General features: G+C 71.2%; 16 protein-coding genes. 6 read left to right on the top strand and 10 right to left on the bottom strand.

Annotation, left to right across the window (positions count from 1 at the left end):
* Positions 1 to 255: 255 nt before the first annotated feature.
* Positions 256 to 3012 carry a replicative DNA helicase gene (gene dnaB / locus AR3_RS18715; RefSeq protein WP_067915520.1) on the bottom strand — a complete coding sequence of 919 codons (2757 nt, stop codon included), beginning with the start codon at positions 3010 to 3012 and terminating at the stop codon, positions 256 to 258.
* Positions 3013 to 3984: 972 nt separating this feature from the next.
* On the opposite strand from dnaB, the gene AR3_RS18710 reads away from it, so the two are divergent.
* Both AR3_RS18710 and AR3_RS18705 read left to right on the top strand, forming a co-directional pair.
* Complete coding sequence (locus AR3_RS18710; protein ID WP_067915519.1) at positions 3985 to 5319, top strand: MATE family efflux transporter; 1335 nt, start codon at positions 3985 to 3987, stop codon at positions 5317 to 5319.
* A 199-nt stretch (positions 5320 to 5518) separates the two neighbouring features.
* Positions 5519 to 5707 carry a hypothetical protein gene (locus AR3_RS18705; protein WP_067915518.1) on the top strand — a complete coding sequence of 63 codons (189 nt, stop codon included), beginning with the start codon at positions 5519 to 5521 and terminating at the stop codon, positions 5705 to 5707.
* Between the two features lie 753 nt (positions 5708 to 6460).
* Here the strand turns inward: AR3_RS18705 and AR3_RS18700 are convergent.
* The 6 genes from AR3_RS18700 to AR3_RS31170 form a co-directional block, all read right to left on the bottom strand.
* Entirely contained in the window at positions 6461 to 7462 is a 1002-nt protein-coding gene (locus AR3_RS18700; RefSeq protein ID WP_067915517.1) for a peptidoglycan recognition protein family protein, read from the bottom strand.
* A gap of 524 nt (positions 7463 to 7986) precedes the next feature.
* On the bottom strand, positions 7987 to 8433 hold the full coding sequence (rplI, locus tag AR3_RS18695) for a 50S ribosomal protein L9 (RefSeq protein ID WP_067915516.1): 447 nt from the start codon (positions 8431 to 8433) through the stop codon (positions 7987 to 7989).
* Positions 8434 to 8453: 20 nt separating this feature from the next.
* Complete coding sequence (rpsR, locus tag AR3_RS18690; RefSeq protein WP_026403973.1) at positions 8454 to 8690, bottom strand: 30S ribosomal protein S18; 237 nt, start codon at positions 8688 to 8690, stop codon at positions 8454 to 8456.
* A 319-nt stretch (positions 8691 to 9009) separates the two neighbouring features.
* A complete protein-coding gene (locus AR3_RS18685) occupies positions 9010 to 9534 on the bottom strand; it encodes a single-stranded DNA-binding protein (protein ID WP_067915515.1) in 525 nt (174 codons plus the stop codon).
* Between the two features lie 46 nt (positions 9535 to 9580).
* A complete protein-coding gene (gene rpsF, locus AR3_RS18680) occupies positions 9581 to 9871 on the bottom strand; it encodes a 30S ribosomal protein S6 (protein WP_067915514.1) in 291 nt (96 codons plus the stop codon).
* A gap of 520 nt (positions 9872 to 10391) precedes the next feature.
* A complete protein-coding gene (locus tag AR3_RS31170) occupies positions 10392 to 10568 on the bottom strand; it encodes a hypothetical protein (RefSeq protein WP_169803857.1) in 177 nt (58 codons plus the stop codon).
* Between the two features lie 224 nt (positions 10569 to 10792).
* Between AR3_RS31170 and AR3_RS18670 the strand changes: the two genes are divergently transcribed.
* The 3 genes from AR3_RS18670 (at position 10793) to AR3_RS18660 (ending at position 13141) form a co-directional block, all read left to right on the top strand.
* Entirely contained in the window at positions 10793 to 11098 is a 306-nt protein-coding gene (locus AR3_RS18670) for a hypothetical protein (RefSeq protein WP_067915512.1), read from the top strand.
* A 738-nt stretch (positions 11099 to 11836) separates the two neighbouring features.
* Complete coding sequence (locus tag AR3_RS18665) at positions 11837 to 12610, top strand: deoxyribonuclease IV (protein WP_067915511.1); 774 nt, start codon at positions 11837 to 11839, stop codon at positions 12608 to 12610.
* Between the two features lie 168 nt (positions 12611 to 12778).
* Positions 12779 to 13141, top strand: coding sequence for a DUF4190 domain-containing protein (locus AR3_RS18660; protein WP_067915510.1), 363 nt, complete (start codon positions 12779 to 12781; stop codon positions 13139 to 13141).
* 94 nt (positions 13142 to 13235) lie between these two features.
* Here the strand turns inward: AR3_RS18660 and AR3_RS18655 are convergent, their stop codons facing one another.
* Positions 13236 to 13703 carry a barstar family protein gene (locus tag AR3_RS18655; RefSeq protein WP_169803856.1) on the bottom strand — a complete coding sequence of 156 codons (468 nt, stop codon included), beginning with the start codon at positions 13701 to 13703 and terminating at the stop codon, positions 13236 to 13238.
* A 526-nt stretch (positions 13704 to 14229) separates the two neighbouring features.
* On the opposite strand from AR3_RS18655, the gene AR3_RS18650 reads away from it, so the two are divergent.
* Positions 14230 to 15162 carry a MerR family transcriptional regulator gene (locus AR3_RS18650; protein ID WP_067915523.1) on the top strand — a complete coding sequence of 311 codons (933 nt, stop codon included), beginning with the start codon at positions 14230 to 14232 and terminating at the stop codon, positions 15160 to 15162.
* Between the two features lie 277 nt (positions 15163 to 15439).
* On the opposite strand, the gene AR3_RS18645 is transcribed toward AR3_RS18650, so the two are convergent.
* Both AR3_RS18645 and AR3_RS18640 read right to left on the bottom strand, forming a co-directional pair.
* Positions 15440 to 16837, bottom strand: a complete 1398-nt coding sequence (locus tag AR3_RS18645) for a glycosyltransferase family 87 protein (protein WP_245637905.1) — start codon at positions 16835 to 16837, stop codon at positions 15440 to 15442.
* 109 nt (positions 16838 to 16946) lie between these two features.
* Positions 16947 to 19157, bottom strand: coding sequence for a transglycosylase domain-containing protein (locus tag AR3_RS18640; protein ID WP_067915507.1), 2211 nt, complete (start codon positions 19155 to 19157; stop codon positions 16947 to 16949).
* Positions 19158 to 19459: the final 302 nt, after the last annotated feature.

Genomic DNA, 19459 nt, shown 5'->3' with positions numbered 1-19459 from the left:
GCTAGATGACCTTGGCGACCGAGGAGCTCCCGACGGGTGGTGCGAATCTCGGTCGACTCACACCACCCCAGGGGGTCCTCCCCCTTTTCAAGCTCAACGGACCGTGCCGCCGTCACCAGCCATGGTCAGTACACCTGGCCCGCAGCGTGCAGGCACCACAAGCCCCGAACGAACGGCAGAGTGCCGTTCGCCGAGGCGACGGCCGTTGGAGACCGGCGGCGTGGGCAGCGGCGGCGGCGAGGCCGAGGGGCGCCGTTACTGGGCCATGTCGACGAAGCGGCTGTAGTGGCCTTGGAACGCCACCGTCACCGTCGCCGTCGGCCCGTTGCGGTGCTTGGCCACGATCAGGTCCGCCTCACCGGCACGCGGGGACTCCTTCTCGTAGGCGTCCTCCCGATGCAGCAGGATCACCATGTCCGCGTCCTGCTCGATCGAACCGGACTCGCGCAGGTCCGACACCATGGGCTTTTTGTCCGTCCGCTGCTCCGGACCGCGGTTCAGCTGCGACAGCGCGATGACCGGCACGCCGAGCTCCTTGGCCAGCAGCTTCAGCGAACGGGAGAACTCCGACACCTCGACCTGGCGGCTCTCCACCTTCTTGCCCGACGTCATCAGCTGCAGATAGTCGACGATGACGAGCCGCAGGTCATGCTGCTGCTTCAGCCGCCGGCACTTGGCGCGGATCTCCATCATCGACATGTTCGGCGAGTCGTCGATGAACAGCGGAGCCTCGGCGACCTCGCTCATCCGCCGCGCCAGCCGCGTCCAGTCCTCGTCCGTCATCGTCCCGGACCGCATCGCGTGCAGCGCCACCCGCGCCTCGGCCGACAGCAGCCGCATCGTGATCTCGTTGCGGCCCATCTCCAGGCTGAAGAACGCCGAGGTCAGCCCGTGCTTGATGGAGGCCGCCCGGGCGAAGTCCAACGCGAGCGTGGAGTTGTGCGTGGGGATGCACGACCGTCCGACCAGGTACATGTGGTCGTCGTTGTCCACCTGCACGCACCGCACCGGCACGCTCCGCACCGGCCGCACGTCCACGATGTACCGCACGCGGGCCGACGAGGGGACGGTTGCGCACTGCCGCGCCGCCTTGGCCGGCATTCGGAAGACCGGTCCGATGGGTGTGAACTCGACCCGGTAGAACGTCGAGGTCTCCGCGGGGCCGGCCGAGGGGCGCTCGACGGTCAACGCCGCCCGGTGGCCGAGCGTGAGGATCAGCTCCCGGACGTCGTCGGCCAGCCCGCGGTCCGCCAGGCCGAGCCGCACCCGTCCGTCGTCGGACACGTCCCCGCCGACGTCGAGCAGCCCGGCGAGCAGCGCCCGCCGCTGCTCCTCCGACGCCCGCAGATAGACGGCCGGGATGTGCTTGTTCCGCAGCAGCCCCAGGTCGCGCAGTCGCGCGCGGAGGCCGGGCAGGTCGCAGCCGCCCGGCGCGGCATGCCGGGCGACCGGCTGCCCCGCGCGTTCGATCTCCGCGAGGACCTCCTCGCCAAGGCCGGTGACCTCGCCGCCGTCGTCGTCACCGCGGCCGAGCCACACGCCGAGCACGTACGGGTCGAGGGGCAGGTCCGCGGGCGGCAGGTCGAACGGGGCCGCGACCGCCACGGCGTGGTGGGGACGGCCGTCACCGTCGCACCGCAGCGTCGCCGCGATCTGCTCGGTGGTTTTGATCGACTCGTGGTGGACGGCCGCCGCGGCGTACCGGGCCGGGTCCGGGACGGCCGCTGCCGGCGTCGACCGGGTGCCGGACCGCCCGAGCCGCCCGTCGCACCTCCTGGACGGCCTCCCGCCCGGCAGGCCGTGCGCGTCGCCCGCCGCCGCAGCGCCGCCGTCGACGGCGCAGTCGGAACGGCTGGTCCGCTGCAGCGGCGCCCTGCGGACCGGCGCGCAGGCGGCTGCGCGGGGTTCCCGCGCCCGGCTCACGGCGTGCGCGGCGGTGGTGGCGCGGCCCGCCCACTGGCGGAGTTCGCGGGTCACCGCGTGCAAGGCATGGAAGGGCTTCTGGCCGACCGCCACCGCGGCGTCCCGGTGCCGGGCGTGCCCGCCGGAGCCGTTCACGACCGTGACGGCCGCGTCCACCGCGCGCTTCGCGGACACGCCCTCGAACCGCCCGCGGCGGCTCACGCGGGTGATGGTCCGCCACTGGTGCTGGGCGTCGGCGACGATCACCTCTCCGTCGGAGAACTCGACCTCATAGCAGGGCCGCCCGTACATCACCTCGGTCGCCGCGACGACGCGGGTCGGCCTGCCGTCGGCTCCGATGAGCAGGTCGCCGACCTCGACCTCGCCCATGGTGGTCCAGCCGGTGGGGGTCGGCAGCGGCGTGTCGAGGCTCACCGCCTTCCCCATCGCGGGCCGCGCGGCGACGACGATCATCTGGCCCGGGTGCAGGCCGTTGGTGAGGGCGTCGAGGTCGGCGAAGCCCGTGGGGACGCCGACCATCTGGCCGCCGCGGCTGCCGATCGCCTCGATCTCGTCCAGGGTCCCGGGCATGATCTCGCTGAGCGGGGCGTAGTCCTCCCCGCTGCGCTTGTCGGCGATGGCGAAGATCTCGGCCTGGGCCCGGTCGAGGATCTCGTCGGCGTCGGCGCCGTCGGCCGCGTACCCCATCTGCACGATCCGGGTGCCGGTCTCGACGAGCTTGCGCAGCACCGAACGCTCGCGAACGATCTTCGCGTAGTAGCCCGCGTTGGCGGCGGTGGGCACCGAGGAGATCAGCGTGTGCAGGTAGGGGGCGCCGCCCACCCGGCCGATCTCGCCGCGCTTGGTCAGCTCGCCCGCCACGGTGACGGCGTCGGCGGGGTCGCCGCGCCCGTACAGGTCGAGGATGACGTCGAAGATGATCTGGTGCGCGGGACGGTAGAAGTCCTGGGTGCGCAGGACCTCGATGACCTCGGCGATCGCGTCCTGGGACAGCAGCATGCCGCCCAGCACGCCCTGCTCGGCGGTGATGTCGTGCGGTGGGGTGCGTTCGAACTCCTGACCTTGGGGTCCGAGATCGGTCACACTCACCTGTCCCACCCCCCTCGATCGATCACCGCATGCCTCACCGGCACCGCGGTCGCCCCGGTTCCCAGATGTATCGGAAGCCTCCGACATTCTCCGGGCGGGCGTGCCGGGGGCGCAAAGGCGGCTGTGGACGGGGTGTGGACGGCATGTGCACACACGCCGGAAGGGCTGTGCACAACCTGGGGACAACCCTGAGGACAACTCCATTCAAGATCGCGTGTCGGTGTCCTGGCCTGCGCAAATGCTGTCCACCGGGTGTGCGGGAAAGAAAGTTCGCCGCCCCCGCGACACCGGGCCGTTCATCCACGGTCGCGTCCGCGCCACGCAGCGGCCATGAAGAACGGATAGTACGCCGACGGCATCCGTCTCAGCCCTCTGACCCGCGGTGCAACGCCCGCCTCAACGTCGATGCGCCGCCCTCTGCAAGCCCGATGCGACGTCATATCCTCGGCTGCGCCGACGCCTCGAGCGCGGCGACGCGCTGTTCTTCCTGCCTGCGTTCATGCCTCACCCGCTCTGCTGTTGTCGTGATGACCTGGCCTTGGGACGCGCCGCGAGGCAAGTGCGGCGAGGCGGATGGCACGCGTTCGCGCCGTCCACGTCAGGCGGTTCTCTACAGAGGGAGCAGCCACGAGCAGTTGTGCACACGGCGGAGACGGGGAGAGCAGCGGCGCCGGGGGGAAGAGCGGAAGCGCAGCCTTTGGCCGACGTCAATGAGAGTGCGCACGGCGCCCGCGCCCCAGCCCGGCATTGAGGTGAGTCTTCGGGGACATGCGGAGGGCCTCGAGGCGACGGCCCACGCGTGTGCGATCTGGACGACATCAAACACAGCGGCCCTGCGATCGTCCCGTCTGACCTGCTCGACGACCTTCTCGGTCCCGTCCCAGCGCTGGAGGCGCCGGGTGTATAGGTCCCGATCTCTGTAATCCTCAATGGTTTGATATCGATTACCGAGTTGATACCGTTGCGGCGGTGATGGGCGGTTCACGACTGCGGTTGCGCTGGAACGCGCACGACCGGGAGATCCTGCGGCTCGCGCTGCCCGCGTTCGGCGCGCTGATCGCCGAACCGCTGTTCCTGCTCTCCGACTCGGCCATCGTGGGCCACCTGGGCACGGCGCAGCTCGGCGGTCTGGGGGTGGCCGGTCAGGCGCTGGCGACGCTGGTGTACCTGTGCGTCTTCCTCGCGTACGGCACCACCGCCGGGGTGGCCCGTCAGGTGGGGGCCGGGGACGTGCGGGCGGCGATCCGGCAGGGCATCGACGGCATGTGGCTGGCGCTGGCCATCGGGACGGTGCTCGCCGTCGCGGGATGGCCGCTGGTCCCCTGGCTGGTCGACGTCTTCGGCGCCTCGGACGCGGTCACCCCGTACGCCCGCACGTACCTCACGGTCAGCCTGCTCGGCATCCCCGGAATGCTCGTCGTGCTGGCGGGCACAGGGGTGCTGCGCGGCCTCCAGGACACCCGCACGCCGCTGCTGGTCTCCGTCGCGGGCTTCTCGGGAAACCTCGCGCTGAACCTGGTGTTCGTCCTGGGCCTGGGCTGGGGCGTCGCCGGCTCGGCCTGGGGCACCGTGATCGCGCAGACGGTCAGCGCCGGCGTGTACGTCGCGGTGGTGCTCCGCGCGGCCCGCAGGCACGGCTCCCCTGTGGGGCCGGACCTGGCGGGAATGCGCACCGCCGCCACGGCAGGGGTGAACCTGGTGGTGCGGACCGCGGCGCTCCGGGTGGTGCTGATCGTGGGCACGTCCGTGGCGGCGCGCATGGGCGACACCGAGATCGCGGCCTACCAGGTGGGATTCCAGGTGTGGAACCTGCTGGCGCTCGCCCACGACGCCGTCGCGATCGCCGGACAGGCGATCATCGGACGCCATCTCGGCGCGGCCGACACCGCGGGCGCTCGCGGCGCCACCCGTCGGATGGTGCAGTGGGGGGTCGCGTGCGGGGCGCTGTTCCTGGTCGCCGTCCTCGTCGTGCGGCCGTGGCTCCCCGCGTTCTTCACCGACGACGAACAGGTGCGCGACGCGCTGCTGGCCAGCCTCATCGTGATCGCGGCGATGCAGCCGATCGCGGGTGTCGTGTTCGTCCTGGACGGCATCCTCATCGGCGCGGGCGATGGCGCGTACCTGGCCGCCAGCACGGTCATCGCGACGCTGACGTTCCTGCCCGCCGCGTTGCTCGCGTACGGCGCGGACGCGGGGCTCGTGGGATTGTGGCTTGCCCTCGGGCTGTGGATGACCACTCGGATGGTGACCCTGGGGGTGCGGTCGCTCGGCAACGCTTGGATGGTCACCGGCGCCGTCCGCCGCTGACCGGATGGCGCCAGGCTGCGTGCCATGCCCACAGGAGGTCGCCGGTGGACGGGTAGCACAGCCGGCGGTCGCCAGGTCGGGCGCCGTTGCGGGCCGCGGAGTCGGCGGCCGAGTGCCGCAGCCTCACGTTTCTTGTGTTGGACGGGACCACACCGCCGAATCGACCGCACCGGGACCGCCGAGTCGCTAGGATTCGAACATGCGTTCTAACAACGGTGAGCGACTGGCCCTTCTGACCCAGGCGATCGACGACCTGGCAGCCGAGGGCATGGCCGGCCTGCCTCCGGAAACCCTGGTGGAACGCATCGCGGGCATCTGGTCGCTCGTCGAGGGCATCGACCCAGAGATCGCCCGCCGCCGTTCGCGCTACATGACCACGGACAACTGAGTCCAAGGCCGCGACAGGAGCCCGCTGCGTTCGCCGCGTCCCTCCGTCACCCACGCCCCACGCCGATGAGGGACGCGGCCCAGGGCTTCTGACAAGCCGTACCGGCTACCACGAACGGGCGTCGCAGCCGCCGAGCGTCCTCGCCGCAACGCCGATCCCGCCCGCTGACTTTCCGGGCCCCGCTCGGAGCCTGTCACCGCACCTCGCTTATCCCTCGGCTCCCGCAGCGGCCACGGCGCCTCACCTTCGATCGGACCGTCGTCGCCTGGCTGCCCGAAGGCGGTGGTGGAAGCAGGCGGCGGGAGCACCATCCACCTGCAAACATCGAGCAGAGCCCACGCGTGATGGCCAGCTGGGCCCCGCTCGAAGTTGCGCTCGCAGGCTTGTGCCAGCGGCGTCGAGAGCGGCCTCCCCGACGACAGTGGCTCGATCCCAGCCAAGACTCAGCAGCCCAAGTCGGCGCATTTTCGGCACCAGCGAGTCGCCTGCCAGCGGATGACGCGAAACGAGCACACCGGTGGCGCCCTGGAGGGCTGACCCGCCCCCGCACAGGCGGCGGCCAGCAGCTCGTGGACGGCCGCACGGCGGTGCTGTCTTCTCTTGCGTACTCGGCCCGCGGCTGCCCTACGCACCGGTCACTCAACAGACTCCGAAAGGCATGCGGCTTCGGCGCAAGGTGAAAGACGGCCGCGCGCGACCAAGACAGCCGCACGGCGATGGGTGACGGACGGTGCCGAGAATCCCTCGCCGATGCTACTCCGCCTGATCGATCGGAGACGGGAACGGAACCGGCTGATCAGATACCGGTGGTGGCGAGGCAGAGGGGCCGGCGGCGCTCGGCTCGGATGGCGCAGTGCGCGGGAGCTCACTGGACGCGGCGTGCACTGTGTCGGGCCCATCGGCTCGAGGCGCGGGAGACGTGCTCGGCGCGGTGGAAGCGTCGGTCTCCCCGCGAGCAGGCGAGGACTCCGCCTTCTTACCTGCCCGCCTCTTCTTCGGTCGGCCGCGTCCGGTCGCCCCCTCGAGGCGGTGCGCGACGCGGTGCCGCAGGTCGGGAAGCAGGTCGTACAGGACGTCGCCGGGGCACTCGGTGTCGGCGAAGTCGCGGTGACCGACGATGGCGCGGTACGGGTCGAGGTCGTACCGCGCGCACAGCCACGCGCAGACCCGCTCCAGCGAGTCCCAGAGCGCACCGGGCACCTCGGCGTTCATGTAGGTGCCCTCGTTCTCGATACCGATCGCGTGGCGGTTGTGGCCCCGGACATGCGCGCCGACGACCAGGCGTCCCCTGCGAAGGGCGCTCAAGGTGCGGTTGCGGCCCTCCATCACGTGGCCGCCGCGGCTGATGGTGAGCTGCTGCCCGGTGTCGGCCCACCCTCGGACGTGCATGTGGTGGCGCTGGATCCAGCGGGACAGCCAGTAGGCGTGGGCGAGCGAATCGTCCCGGTAGTTGGGGGTGGCCGTGTGATGGACGACGATCTTCTTCGGCGCCCGGCGCAGGACTTTGGCGCGCTTGCGCGGAGGGCGCGCGCCCCACTCGCGGCGCGTGTGGATTCGCGGACGGAGCGCGGTGAGAGCGGCGCGCCGGGCGTCGCCCCCGGGCGCGGCCAGGCTCGAATCGGCCGAGGCAGCGCCCCCGGCGGACAGCGCCTCCAGAAGGAAGGCGTCCAGCAGTCCGATTCCCAGCGCCCCCGTCACCGTCCGGCGCATCGGCCCTAGGTCATCGTCATCGCTGCCGTCCGCGAACGCGCCCATCTCATTCCCCTCCGAGGTCGGATCACTACAGAAGGTAGTTGTCCGACAGACGGGGCACCAAGGACAGGGCGTGTCATGGACGTTTCACATGAAACGAGGATCGCCCGGCCCATAGAACAGGGCGCCATTGTCGAAGTCGCAGCCCGCCACAGCCGGCGAACTCGCTGCATGTAAGGCGCTACCGGGGGCGGCCCGTCGTCCGCGTAGGGCCGCGCTGTGATCACCGAGCGGCTGTCAACGCGTCCAGGCGCAGCGCAGACGACAGGCTCCGACCAGCCTTGTCCAGTGGATCTCGTTGTGGCGGCGCAGCCGGATGGGCCGACGCCGTGGGTGGCGACGCGGTATGACGCGGACCGTCCTGACTCGGTGTTCGGCTGATGACGATCTCGCACCGCCTGGGTCGTCAGCGCCGTACACGGCGCGACGCCGCGTCGGGGCCACCGGCCGCTGGTTGGCCCCGGACGCGGCGTCGCGCGCGTGTGCGTGATGGTCTCGCAGAGCGATCCCGAGTGCGACCGACCGGGTCAGGCGGCGACGACGTTCAGGTCGATCGTCGCGTTGACCTCGGGGTGCAGCCGGACGCTGACCTGGTGCGCGCCGAGCGTCTTGATCGGGCTGCTGATCTCGATGCGGCGCTTGTCCAGGTCGGGACCGTCGGCGGCCTTGACCGCCTCGACGATGTCGGCGGCGGTGACCGCGCCGAACAGGCGCCCGTTGCTGCCGCTGCGCGTGCGCAGCGTCACCTTCATGGCCTGCAGCTGGGCGGCGATCTCCTTGGCGTGCTCGATGGTCGCGATCTCGCGGGCCGCGCGCGCCTTCTTGATGGACTCGATCTGCCGCTCCGCACCGCGGGTCCACTTGATCGCGAGCCCGCGCGGCACGAGGTAGTTGCGGCCGTAGCCGTCACGGACCTCGATGACGTCCCCCGGCTCGCCGAGCCCGGAGACCTGCTGGGTCAGGATGAGCTTCATGTTCGCTGGTCCCTCCCCACTCAGCGCGCGGTGCTGGTGTACGGCAGCAGCGCCATCTCACGGGCGTTCTTGATCGCCGTGGCGACGTCCCGCTGGTGCTGGGTGCAGTTGCCGGTCACGCGACGGGCACGGATCTTGCCGCGGTCGGAGATGAACTTGCGCAGCAGAACCGTGTCCTTGTAGTCGACGTAGGAGATCTTCTCCTGGCAGAACACGCAAACCTTCTTCTTGGGCTTGCGCGGAGGTGGCTTCGCCATCGTGGTGCTCCTTGATCGAGAGCCCCGCTCGCGCGGGAATGGACGTGTGTTTTCAGTTGGATTCGCCGAGCGACGCCGAGCCGATACCGGTTGAGGGCGATCGGAGACGACCGCCCCGGCCGGAACCGGATCGTCCGGTGACGGACCGCTCGCCGTTCAGCCGACCCGCCGACCGGTGCGGCCCGCCGTCGATCCGCCGCGGCGACCGTCGACGCGTCGCAGCCGACCGGCGAGGTCCGGCCGTGTGCGGGCGCGGCTGACGCGCGACCGGGATCGGCCGAACGGGCCGGAGCCGAGACGGGCGTCCGCGGGGCGCCGGTCAGAACGGCGGGTCGTCGGAGAAACCTCCGCCGCCGCCGGTGGTGGCCCAGGGGTCGTCCACCGGGGCGCCGCCGGGGCCGCCGGCCTGGCCGCCGCCGAAACCGCCGCCACCGCCGAAGCCGCCACCGCCGCCGGGGCCGCCGAAGCCGCCGCCCTGCCGCTGCGTCTTGTTGACCTTCGCGGTCGCGTAGCGCAGGGACGGGCCGACCTCGTCGACCTCGAGCTCGTAGACGGTGCGCTTCTCACCCTGCTGGGTCTCGTACGAGCGCTGCCTGAGCCGCCCCTGCACGATCACCCGCATGCCGCGCTGCAGGCTCTCGGCCACGTTCTCGGCCGCCTGCCGCCAGACGTTGCAGGTCAGGAAGAGGGCTTCACCGTCCTTCCACTCCCCCGACTGACGGTCGAAGTACCGCGGCGTGGACGCGACGCGGAACGACGCGACCGCCTGCCCGCTCGGGGTGAAGCGGAGGTTCGGGTCCTCGACGAGGTTTCCGACAAGGGTGATCTGGGTGTCGCCTGCCATGGGCTCGCTCCGGCTGGTAGGGCGGGTGTGCGGTACCGGGCCCCGCTCAGTGGACCTCGGGTCGGATGACCTTCGTACGCAGCACCGACTCGCTCAGGTTGAGCTGCCGGTCGAGCTCCTTGACCGTGGCAGGCTCGGCCGTCAGGTCGATCACCGCGTAGATGCCTTCGGACTTCTTCTGGATGTCGTAGGCCAGACGCCGGCGACCCCAGATGTCGAGCTTCTCCACGCTGCCGCCGCCATCCTTGATGACCTTCAGGAACGGGTCCAGCGCCGCGGCCGCGTTCCGCTCGTCGATCGCGGGGTCGAGGATGGCCATGACTTCGTAACGACGCATGCTTGTGTCCCTACCTCCTCTGGACTGATGCGGTCACGGTCTCTCCGTGACAGGAGGGCTCGTGCTCCCCCACGGCGGCGGACCGGACCGGTGATCGGGGGGCGCCGCCCGTGGGACCGGTACAGGCTACCAAGCTCAGACGCCCTCCGAACCCCTTCTCCGCGCGCCCGCCGAGGCCCTCCGCCTGCTCTGCCGCGATTCGCCCGGCTCGTCCCCGAGCATGGGCGTTCGGGCGCAGCCCCGGTACGCGCCGCGGCGTGACTGCGGCGCGGGGCTGTGCGGGCATCGGCTTCACCAGTCTCTCTGAAAGTCGGGGAGTACAGAGGGAGAGCCCGGGGGCGCAGTCGAAAGGGCGGCCGCGCCGATCGCGTTCGGACGCGCCGTCGCGATGATGCCGCCGTCCACGCTCGAGACGTCACCGCGGACCGGCCGGTCGCCGCGCCGCGGCGTTCTCGCGCGGCACGTCGCCGGAGGCGGTCGACGGCGCCCCGCCACCGCTTGGCGATGATGAGACGTGGCGTCAGCGGCGGGACGCGGGCGCCGCGGCGCCGGCCGCCTTGGCGGCGCATCGACGGCGCTCCAGCTCGGCCATGATGTCGGCCATCCGGGCGCGCATGCGGGCGGTCTGGGTGGTCAGCAGCGACAGCTCCTCGACGAGCTCCGCGTCGCCGATGAGCGCGAGGTCGTCCTCCCTCATCTTCGGCACCTCCTGCGAGTCCACGCGGCCTCGAATCCATGTTCGACACTACCGGGCCGCGCCGACAGTTTCCTCCTCAGCACCCCTGGTTGATCTTTCGGGCTCTGGGGAATCCCTTTACCGCGCCGACGCGACCGGCGCCGCGGTCCCCCTGCCGCCGGTCCGGCGAGCAGGTGAACCCCGACCCGACGGATCCGACCACCGCACCCGGAGGGGGTGGACCGATGACCGACGAGGCGACCCAGAAGAAGCGCCCGTTGATCACACTCAACACCGACGGACAGCGGCACCCGGTGGAGAACGCGCTGGCGGTTTCCGCCATCACCATCGGACTGATCGCTCTGGTGCTGGGCTTCATCCCGGCGACCCATTTCTTCGGGGCCGTGGCGGGCGTGATCGGACTGCCGCTGGCCCTGTACTCCCAGCTCATCTCCGCCACGACGGGCGAACGCTGGCTGAACGTCATCGGCATGGTCACCTCGTTCGTGGGCGCCGCCTTCGCCCTGCGTCACGGCGGATTCAGCATCTGAGCCGCCCGCCCCCGCCCCCCCGCATCAGTCATCCGCCGTCCACAACGACTTCCAGAACACCGCCCCCAGAGCAGCGCGCCGATCACCGAGCAGCTGCCGCGCACCCCCCTGCGCCGCAGGCGCCCCAACGCCACGCGCCGCCCACGGTCCGGTCGACTCCAAACTCGCCCCATCCTCTCCGCCCGCGCTCCGTCCAACTGCAGTCCGCCTCGCGTCGACCCACCTTCCTCCACCCGGCACTACGCCATCTGCCCCCGCCGGGGAACGCTCCCGGCGCTGAGGCCTGCCTGGGCGTTATGTGACTAGCGTTATGTGACTAGCGTTATGTGAGTAGAACGTCTGGCGATTGGCCGTCGTCGAGAGCGCGCTGTGGCGGTCATGATTCAGCGGCCGGAGTACCGGCCGCGCGCTCAGGGCGATGACGCGTCCGCCCGCGCCCTGGGCGCTCGCTGGAGATTCGTGATCGACGGTGCAGCCTCGACGGCGTCACGGCTGCCCGTCCGCGCTTCCCCGTCTGTCCTCGTTGTGCCGTCAGGCCACAGATGACGGGGCGTCCGGCTTGGTGCCACGCTCCAGGAAGGCTGCAGAGCGGAACTGCGGCTATGTCTTGTTTGCCGCCTCACTGTGCCAGCGGACTGGGCGCGGCGTGGTCGAGGGCTCCCGTGAGGTGAGGGCTGGGGGCGGGCGAGGGTGGCTGGATCAGGGGACGATGTCGGGGGGCGTGGATAGGCTCGTGGCATGCGCATCGGAGCCCACGTCGACCAGAGCAACGCGCTCGCCACCGCCCGTTCGATCGGGGCGGAGGTCGTCCAGATCTTCCTGGGCGACCCGCAGGGCTGGAAGAAGCCCGTCCTGCCCGAGGGCGTGGAGGCGTTGCGGGACTCGGACGTGGACGTGTACGTGCACGCGCCCTACATCATCAACGTGGCGACGTCCAACAACCGGATCCGCATCCCCAGCCGCAAGGTGCTGTCCCAGCAGCTGGAGGCGGCCGCCTCGATCGGGGCCAAGGCGCTGATCGTGCACGGCGGGCACATGCTGAAGAAGGACGACCCGGAAATCGGCTTCGAGAACTGGCGCAAGGTCTTCGAGCGGATCGAGTGCCCGATCCCGATCTACATCGAGAACACCGCGGGCGGCGACAACGCGATGGCGCGCAAGTTCGACCGGATCGCCCGGCTGTGGGAGACGCTGTCGAGCGTCGCCGACCTCGACTCCAAGGTGGGGTTCTGCCTGGACACCTGCCACGCCCACGCCGCCGGCGAGGAGCTGATCGACGCCGTCGACCGGATCAAGTCCATCACCGGGCGGATCGACCTGGTGCACTGCAACGACAGCCGGGACGCGTTCGGCTCCGGCGCCGACCGGCATGCCAACCTGGGCAGCGGCACGATCGACCCGGAGCTGATCCTCGCGGTGGTGCGGGCCGCGGGCGCGCCGGTCGTCGTGGAGACGCCCCAGGCGGGCCAGGCGGACGACATCGCCTGGCTCCGCGCCAACCTGACCGGTTGATCTTCAGCGCGCGACGCCCGAACCCGTCGGAGATGGGCGGCATCCAATCACGCGGAACGACCATCACCGACACCACAACATTCACCGGAACCACAACATTCACCGGAACCACAGCAATCACCGGAACCACACTCGGGCGAGCGTGCCCAGACCGATCAGGGACCTCTCATGGCACACCCCTCGTACGACCCTTACGGCGGCTACGGGCAGGCGTACCAGCAGCCCTCTGTGCACCACCACTACCACGGCGTTCCCCCGGCGTCCGCGCACACCAACGGGGTGGCCGTCGCCTCGCTGGTGCTCGGCGTCATCGGCTTCCTCCTCTGCGGTCTGACCTCCATCCCGGCGATCATCTGCGGTCACGTCGCGACCAGCCAGATCAAGCGCACCGGTGAGCAGGGACGCGGCCTGGCCATCGGCGGCCTCGTGCTCGGCTACCTCGTCACGCTCCTGTGGATCGTCTACCTCGTGCTGATCGCGTTCTACGGCGTCACGGTGTGGAGCATGAACAGCGGCGGATCGAGCTACTGAGTCCGCCCGCCGAGGAGCACCTGCCGACGCGACGCCCCCGGGCATCCGGCGCACGGGACGCCGGCCCGGGGGCGTCGGCGCATCGGGGCACCGGTCAGGCGAGTCGGGGGACGCCCGCCACCTCCACGCCGACGTTCGACAGCAGCACCGTCATGGGCGTCGCGGTCTCCCGCCACGACTCGACGGCCTTGCCGAAGATGTCCAGGACGGTGCGGAACGACGCCTGGTCGGCCTCGGCCAGCTCCGCCCACGACTCGTACAGCACCAGGTAGCCGTTGCGCGCCGGAGCCCAGGCCAGGTCGGTGAGGCACTCCTCCAGACCGTCCCAGTCGCCGCCGAACCGCGCCGGAAAGGCGAACACCTCGGCGCACAGGCGCAGAAAGGCGTCCTTGTCGCGGGCGCGGCGACCGTCGAGATGGTAGGCGCGCCATCCCGCCTGCTCCGCTCGCTCCATCCAACTGGTGTCGCCGACGGCGCCCGGAACGGGCGGCGTCCGCCACTGGTAGACGCCCGGCTTCAACCGTCCGATGAGCAACTCGTCAAGCGCTCGGTTCGCGTCCACGTGCGTCATCTCCCGGCAAAGTCGTCAATCCGGCTTGCGAGGCGGCCGGCCGCCGATGGCGGGATCGACGCCATCCGCGCGCGGCCGCGGCGGCGGCCGGCGGCGCCCGCGCCTCCACGGCCGATGACGGGTGGTGTGAGCGACCGCGGGCACGGCCGGGCCGTCGCGGCCCTGCCCGCCGGTACGACGGCGGCGGTCGGGACGGCGGCGTCCGGGCGGGGCGCCGCCGTCAGCCGAGGGGACGAGCTGACCATGGCTCCCACCGTTCCCGACACCACCCGCAGCACACGTGCTGACAGCCGTTCCTTTCCGCGTCGCGTTCTCGCGGCCCAAAGCGGCGCCGTATCGAGCGTACGACCGGGACGGCCGTGCATAGCCGGGCTCACACCCCACAACGACACCACATACCGTGGCGATCTGCGAGGACGACAGGGCGTGACCGGCGGATTATCGCGCGGCGAGATCGTCACGCCGCGGCGGAAAGCGACTTGAGTCTCCCCTTACTGGAGGCCGCACGGTGAAGGGCATGGACGGCGACCGGCTGTACACGATCGGCGAGGTGGCCCGGCGCACCGGGCTGCCGGTCAAGACGATCAGGTTCTACTCCGACAGCGGGGTGCTGCCGCCGTCCGGACGGACCCGGTCCGGTTACCGGCTGTACGACCTGGCGGCCGTCGTCCGCCTGGACCTGGTCAGGACCCTGCGCGAGCTGGGGGTGGACCTGGCCACGATCCGGCGGGTGCTGGCACGCGAGATCACGGTGTCCGAGGTCGCGGCGGCGCACGCCAAGGCGTTGGACGCGCAGATCCGCACGCTGCGGCTGCGCCGGGCGGTGCTGCGGGCGGTGGCCGGACGCGGCTCGAATGAAGAGGAGCTGGAGCTGATGCGCAAACTCGTCCACCTGTCGGACGAGGAACGGCGGCGGATCATCGCCGACTTCCTCGACGAGATGTTCGAAGGGCTGGACGTCAACCCCGAGTTCGCCGCGAAGATGCGGGCGGGCGTGCCGGAGCTGCCCGACGACCCGACGCCCGAGCAGGTCGAGGCGTGGGTCGAGCTGGCCGAGCTCGTCCAGGACCCCGGCTTCCGGCGGCGGATCCGGGAGATGATGGAGCACCAGGCGCGCATGCGCGACCGGATCCGCGTCCCGGACAACTTCATGGAGCTGGCCGACCTCATCCGCGAGCGGGTGGAGGCGGCCCGCGCGTCCGGGACCGCGCCGGAGTCGCCCGAGGCCGACGCGGTGGTGGACGAGCTCGCCGCCGCGTACGCCGAGGCGTACGGCGAGACCGACGGGCCGGAGTTCCGCCGCACGCTGCTGGAGAACCTGCGGATCGGCACCGATTCGCGCGCCGAGCGCTACTGGCAGCTCATCGGCGTCATCAACGGCTGGCCGGAGATCCCGACGCTGACGCCGTTCTTCGAGTGGTTCATCCGCGCCTTGGAAGCCCGCGTCTAGGGTGCCGGCCCCGCGCTGAGGCCCTTCGAGCGCGCTCCGACCAGCCGCTGTGGTCGGAGCGCGCCTCGTCTCGGCCGCGCCGCGTACGGGGGGCGCCGTCCGCGGGACGCGTCCGTCCGCGCCCTCCCCCAGTACGAGCTCGGGCCGCGAACCGTGTGAACAGAGTCACTGCGCGACGCGTCTGGCCCCGCCTTCGCCGCGTACCGCTCCGTCCCGGTGTTCGAGCCTGGGCTGTGAGCCGGTGGTGGGGCGGCGCCGTCGCTCGCGTGGGCTCCGTTCAGGTTGCCGGCTGGAGGGTGCGGGCGGGGCGCGCCAAGCGGAACGCGTCGGGCGCGTCGTCGAGGACGCCGCCGGCCGGGTCGTCGTCGCCTCCGGCGCGGACGGGGTCGCCGGACGGGCGCAGGATGTCGCGCACGACCAGGACGGCGAGCAGCAGGACGGTCAGGAAGCGGGCGAGCAGGGCCACGTGGTAGGTGGCGGTGTCGATGCCTTCGGTGGGCAGGTCGAAGGAGAGCAGCGTCGACAACGTCCCGGACAAGTCGGCGCCTTCCACGCGCAGCGACACCGACAGCAGGTACCACCAGATGCCGAAGAAGTAGACGACCTCCCCGGCCTGCCACAGCAGGTAGGCGGGCAGGCGGGGCCGGGCCAGCGCCACCAGCGGCAGGAGCCACAGGACGTACTGCGGCGACCACACCTTGTTGGGCAGCATGAACGCGATCAGCACCAGCAGCATCAGCTGCGGCAGGCGCGGACGGCGCGGGGCGGCCAGCGCGAGCACGCCGACGGCCAGGGCGAGCAGCGCGAACACACCGGTGCCGATCATGTTGAGGTGGTCGCGGTCGGACACGCCCTCCAGGCCGTGGTCCTGCAGGAAGAAGAAGATGGACCCCCAGTCGACGCCGCGGCTGCGGCTGAACGAGTAGAAGGTCAGCCAGCCGTCCCAGGCGAACAGCATCACCGGCAGGTTGACGGCGAGCCAGCTCGCCGCGGCGCCGAGCAGCAGGCGTCCCAGGGCGCGCCACCGGCCCGCGCGCACGCACAGCAGGACGAACGGCCACAGGAACAGCACCGGGTAGAACTTCGCGGCGACGGCCAGGCCGAGCAGCACGCCCGCCAGCGCGGGACGGCGCGCGGACCACGCCGCCACCGCGAGCGCCGTCAGCGCGACGGCCAGCAGGTCCCAGTTGATGTAGGCGGTGAGCAGCAGCGCCGGGGACAGCGCCACCATCAGCCCCGTGCGCAGCGACCGCCGTCCCGCCGCGTAGGCCGTGGCCAGGACGGTCACGACGGCCAGCCCCGCCAGCAGCAGCGCGGTGGTGTTGTAGAACGCCATGCCCCGCGACGCGGCGGCGAACGGCTGGACGAGCCAGTTCACCACCTGCATGAAGGCGCCGCTGAGCACCGGGTACTCGACGTAGCGGAACGCGTCGCCGTCGAAGGAGTCGAAGTAGGGGACCTTGTTCTCGTTCAGGCCGCGGACGAAGTACAGCGGGTAGATGTCGGTGTAGCAGGCGCGCGTCGTCGTCCTCACGAAGTCGAATCCGGCGGACGCGCACGGCTGCTTCTGCAGCCAGCCCAGCAGGCACACGAGGGCCGTGACGCCCGTCAGCACGGGCACGAGTCCGCGCAGGCGGCGGTCGGCGGTCGAGGGCGGGGCGGGGGCGGCGCTCACCCGGGTCCGGGGCCCGGCGTGTCCCTCCGCATCGGAAGAAGACGGCGACATGCTCGCACACTATGGCACGCGGGCCCGGTCCTCGGCGAAGGACCGGGCCCGCGTTCCGTCACCCGCGCGTCCGGGTCCTGGGACGCGGCTCGGTTCCGATGCACTGCGGGTGCTGCGGATGGGAGTCGCACCACCACCGCGGCGGCGGTTCGTACGGCGGGATGTCGGGGTTGCAGCCCAGCGGCATGCCGAACCGGTCGCACGGGACCTGCCCGTCCGGCGGGCCGGTCGGCGTGCTCGGCGACGGGGTCGGCGACGGCACGCACGGGCGTCCGTCGGGGAGGCCGCCGTCGCCCTGGTCCGGCGGGCAGGGCTCCGGGGACGACGGGGTCGGCGTGGGGCTCGGGCTCGGCGGGGGCGGGGCGTCCCACGCCTTGGCGACGGTGTCGCTGTAGGTGGGCTCCGGGAAGGTCTTCGGCGGCAGGTCCTCCCCGGCGATGACCTTCTCCATGAAGCTCTTCCAGATCTTCGCCGGGACCGTGCCGCCGTAGATGCTGTTGCCCCGGAAGCCGGGAATGCCGGTGATCGGCTTGGTGCCGTTCTTGTTGAACACCGTCACGGCCGTGGACAGCTGCGGGATGTACCCGACGAACCACGCCGCGGCGTTCTTGTCGGTGGTCCCGGTCTTGCCGGCGACCTGCCGTCCGTCGCTCAGCCGGGCGCTGGTGGCGGTGCCGCTGGTGACGACCTTGCGCATCGCGTAGGTGGCCTGCGCGGCCTGGTCCTGGCTGAGCACCCGCTCGCCCTTGTCCTTGCCCCAGGGCAGCGGGAGCGTCCGGTACGTGCCGTCCTCGGTGCGCACCTGCACCTTGGTGATCAGGTGGGGGGTGACGGCGGTGCCGCCGTTGGCGAACGCCGCGTACCCGGCCGCCTGGTACACCGCCGGGATGTTGGCGATGCCGAGGGACAGGCCGCCGGCGTTGCGGTGCGGGTCGAGGTAGCGCTTGGGGATGCCGAACTCCTCGGCGGTCCTGGCGACGCGGGCGAGGCCGAGCTTGAGGCCGAGCTTGACGTAGGCGGTGTTGACCGACTTCTCGGTGGCGGTGACCAGGTCGATCACGCCCATCGGCGGGTCGCCCTCGTCGTTCTTGACGGCGTAGCAGCTGGACGAGATCGGGTGGCTCTCGCCGGCGCCGTCGAAGCACTGCGGCGAGTGCCCGTCGATCGTGGACTTGATGCTCTGCCCGCTCTTGAGGGCGGTGGCCAGCACGTAGGGCTTGAACGAGGAGCCGACCTGGGCGCTGGGGGTGAAGACGGTGTCGACCTGGCTGCGTTTGGGGTCGCCGCCGTAGAACGCCTTGATCTCGCCGTTCTGCGGGTCGACGGCGATGAGCCCGGCGCCGATGTTCTTCGGCCAGCGCTTCACCTCGGCCTCGGCCATCGCCTGCCGGGCGTAGGACATCCAGCGCGGGTCGAGGCTGGTGGTGATGCGCAGCCCGGCGTTCTCCACGTCGTCCGGCAGGCCCTTGATCTGCCGGAGCTCGTCCATGACGCGTTCCTTGATGAACCCGGTCTGGTTGGTCTGCTTGGCGTCGGTCCACTCGCGCTCGGTGACCGGGAACGTCTGCTTCCTGCGGTCGGCCTCCGACAGCGTGCCCATCTCGACCATGCCGTCCAGGACGTAGTTCCAGCGGCGGCGCAGCGCCCGGTTGGCCTCGTCGTTGCCCCGCGTCTTGAAGTAGGTGGGCCGCTGGATCATCGCGGCGAGCAGGGCGCCCTCGGCGACGGTCAGCTTGCTCACGTCCTTGTGGAAGTACGCGCGGGCGGCGGCCTGGATCCCGTTGGCCTGCCGGCCGAAGTAGACCGTGTTGAGGTACATCTCCAGGATCTTGTTCTTGGAGAGCCGCTCGCCGACCTTGAGTGAGACGAAGATCTCTTTGATCTTGCGGCTCAAGGTCCGGTCCTGGCTGAGGCCTTTGTAGTAGTTTCTGGCCAGCTGCTGGGTGATCGTGGACCCGCCCTGCGTGTCGCCGCCGATGACGGTCTTGAACACCGCGCGGGCCAGACCCCGCGGCGACACTCCGAGGCTCTCCTTGTAGAAGCCGCGGTCCTCGGCGGCGAGCACGGCGTTGCGCACGTGCTGCGGCACCCGCTCCAACGGCACGGACTCGCGGTGCGCGCCGAGGCGGACGATCGGGGTCTTGCCGTCGGCGTAGAGAATGGCCGAACCCTCGTCGGTGACGCCGTCCTGCGGCGTGGTGGGCATCGGGGTCATCGTGTAGCCGACGGCGAACAGCGTCACCCCGGCCAGGACGACGAGCGCCGCCAACCCCGCCAGCACCTTCCACGACGGCGCGTACCGCCGCCACCCGGGCTTGGCGGAGCCGCCCGGATGCCGTCCCCGGCGGCCTCTACCGCCGCCTGAGCCGGGCCCGCCCGGCCCGCCGGGACCCCAGGGCCCCCCACCGGGGGGACCGTCCGGCATAGGTCCGGCGGCATGCCGTCCATGGGGCGGAGCCCCGCTCTGTTTTCGCCCCGGCGCTCCGCGGGCCGAGATCCTGCCGCCGAATCTGCTCGCGGCTCCTGAGGCGGAACCCGCGTCCGGGGCACCGCCGCCGCTCGGCAGCCGCG

Origin of the sequence: Actinomadura rubrobrunea NBRC 15275 (assembly GCF_001552235.1) — a bacterium.
Taxonomy (GTDB): domain Bacteria; phylum Actinomycetota; class Actinomycetes; order Streptosporangiales; family Streptosporangiaceae; genus Spirillospora; species Spirillospora viridilutea.
The sequence above is the reverse complement of the archived record's forward strand: the minus strand, read 5'-3'. Positions and strand labels throughout refer to the sequence as shown.

What these genes read in the sequence shown, in the direction of transcription:
- AR3_RS18650 (WP_067915523.1), top strand. Translation starts at nt 14,230, where the DNA reads ATGGACGGCGACCGGCTGTACACGATCGGCGAGGTGGCCCGGCGCACC.
- AR3_RS18665 (WP_067915511.1), top strand. Translation starts at nt 11,837, where the DNA reads ATGCGCATCGGAGCCCACGTCGACCAGAGCAACGCGCTCGCCACCGCC.
- AR3_RS18710 (WP_067915519.1), top strand. Translation starts at nt 3,985, where the DNA reads ATGGGCGGTTCACGACTGCGGTTGCGCTGGAACGCGCACGACCGGGAG.
- rplI (WP_067915516.1), bottom strand. Translation starts at nt 8,433, where the DNA reads ATGAAGCTCATCCTGACCCAGCAGGTCTCCGGGCTCGGCGAGCCGGGG.
- AR3_RS18670 (WP_067915512.1), top strand. Translation starts at nt 10,793, where the DNA reads ATGACCGACGAGGCGACCCAGAAGAAGCGCCCGTTGATCACACTCAAC.
- AR3_RS18685 (WP_067915515.1), bottom strand. Translation starts at nt 9,534, where the DNA reads ATGGCAGGCGACACCCAGATCACCCTTGTCGGAAACCTCGTCGAGGAC.
- AR3_RS18705 (WP_067915518.1), top strand. Translation starts at nt 5,519, where the DNA reads ATGCGTTCTAACAACGGTGAGCGACTGGCCCTTCTGACCCAGGCGATC.
- AR3_RS18660 (WP_067915510.1), top strand. Translation starts at nt 12,779, where the DNA reads ATGGCACACCCCTCGTACGACCCTTACGGCGGCTACGGGCAGGCGTAC.
- AR3_RS18700 (WP_067915517.1), bottom strand. Translation starts at nt 7,462, where the DNA reads ATGGGCGCGTTCGCGGACGGCAGCGATGACGATGACCTAGGGCCGATG.
- AR3_RS31170 (WP_169803857.1), bottom strand. Translation starts at nt 10,568, where the DNA reads ATGAGGGAGGACGACCTCGCGCTCATCGGCGACGCGGAGCTCGTCGAG.
- rpsF (WP_067915514.1), bottom strand. Translation starts at nt 9,871, where the DNA reads ATGCGTCGTTACGAAGTCATGGCCATCCTCGACCCCGCGATCGACGAG.
- rpsR (WP_026403973.1), bottom strand. Translation starts at nt 8,690, where the DNA reads ATGGCGAAGCCACCTCCGCGCAAGCCCAAGAAGAAGGTTTGCGTGTTC.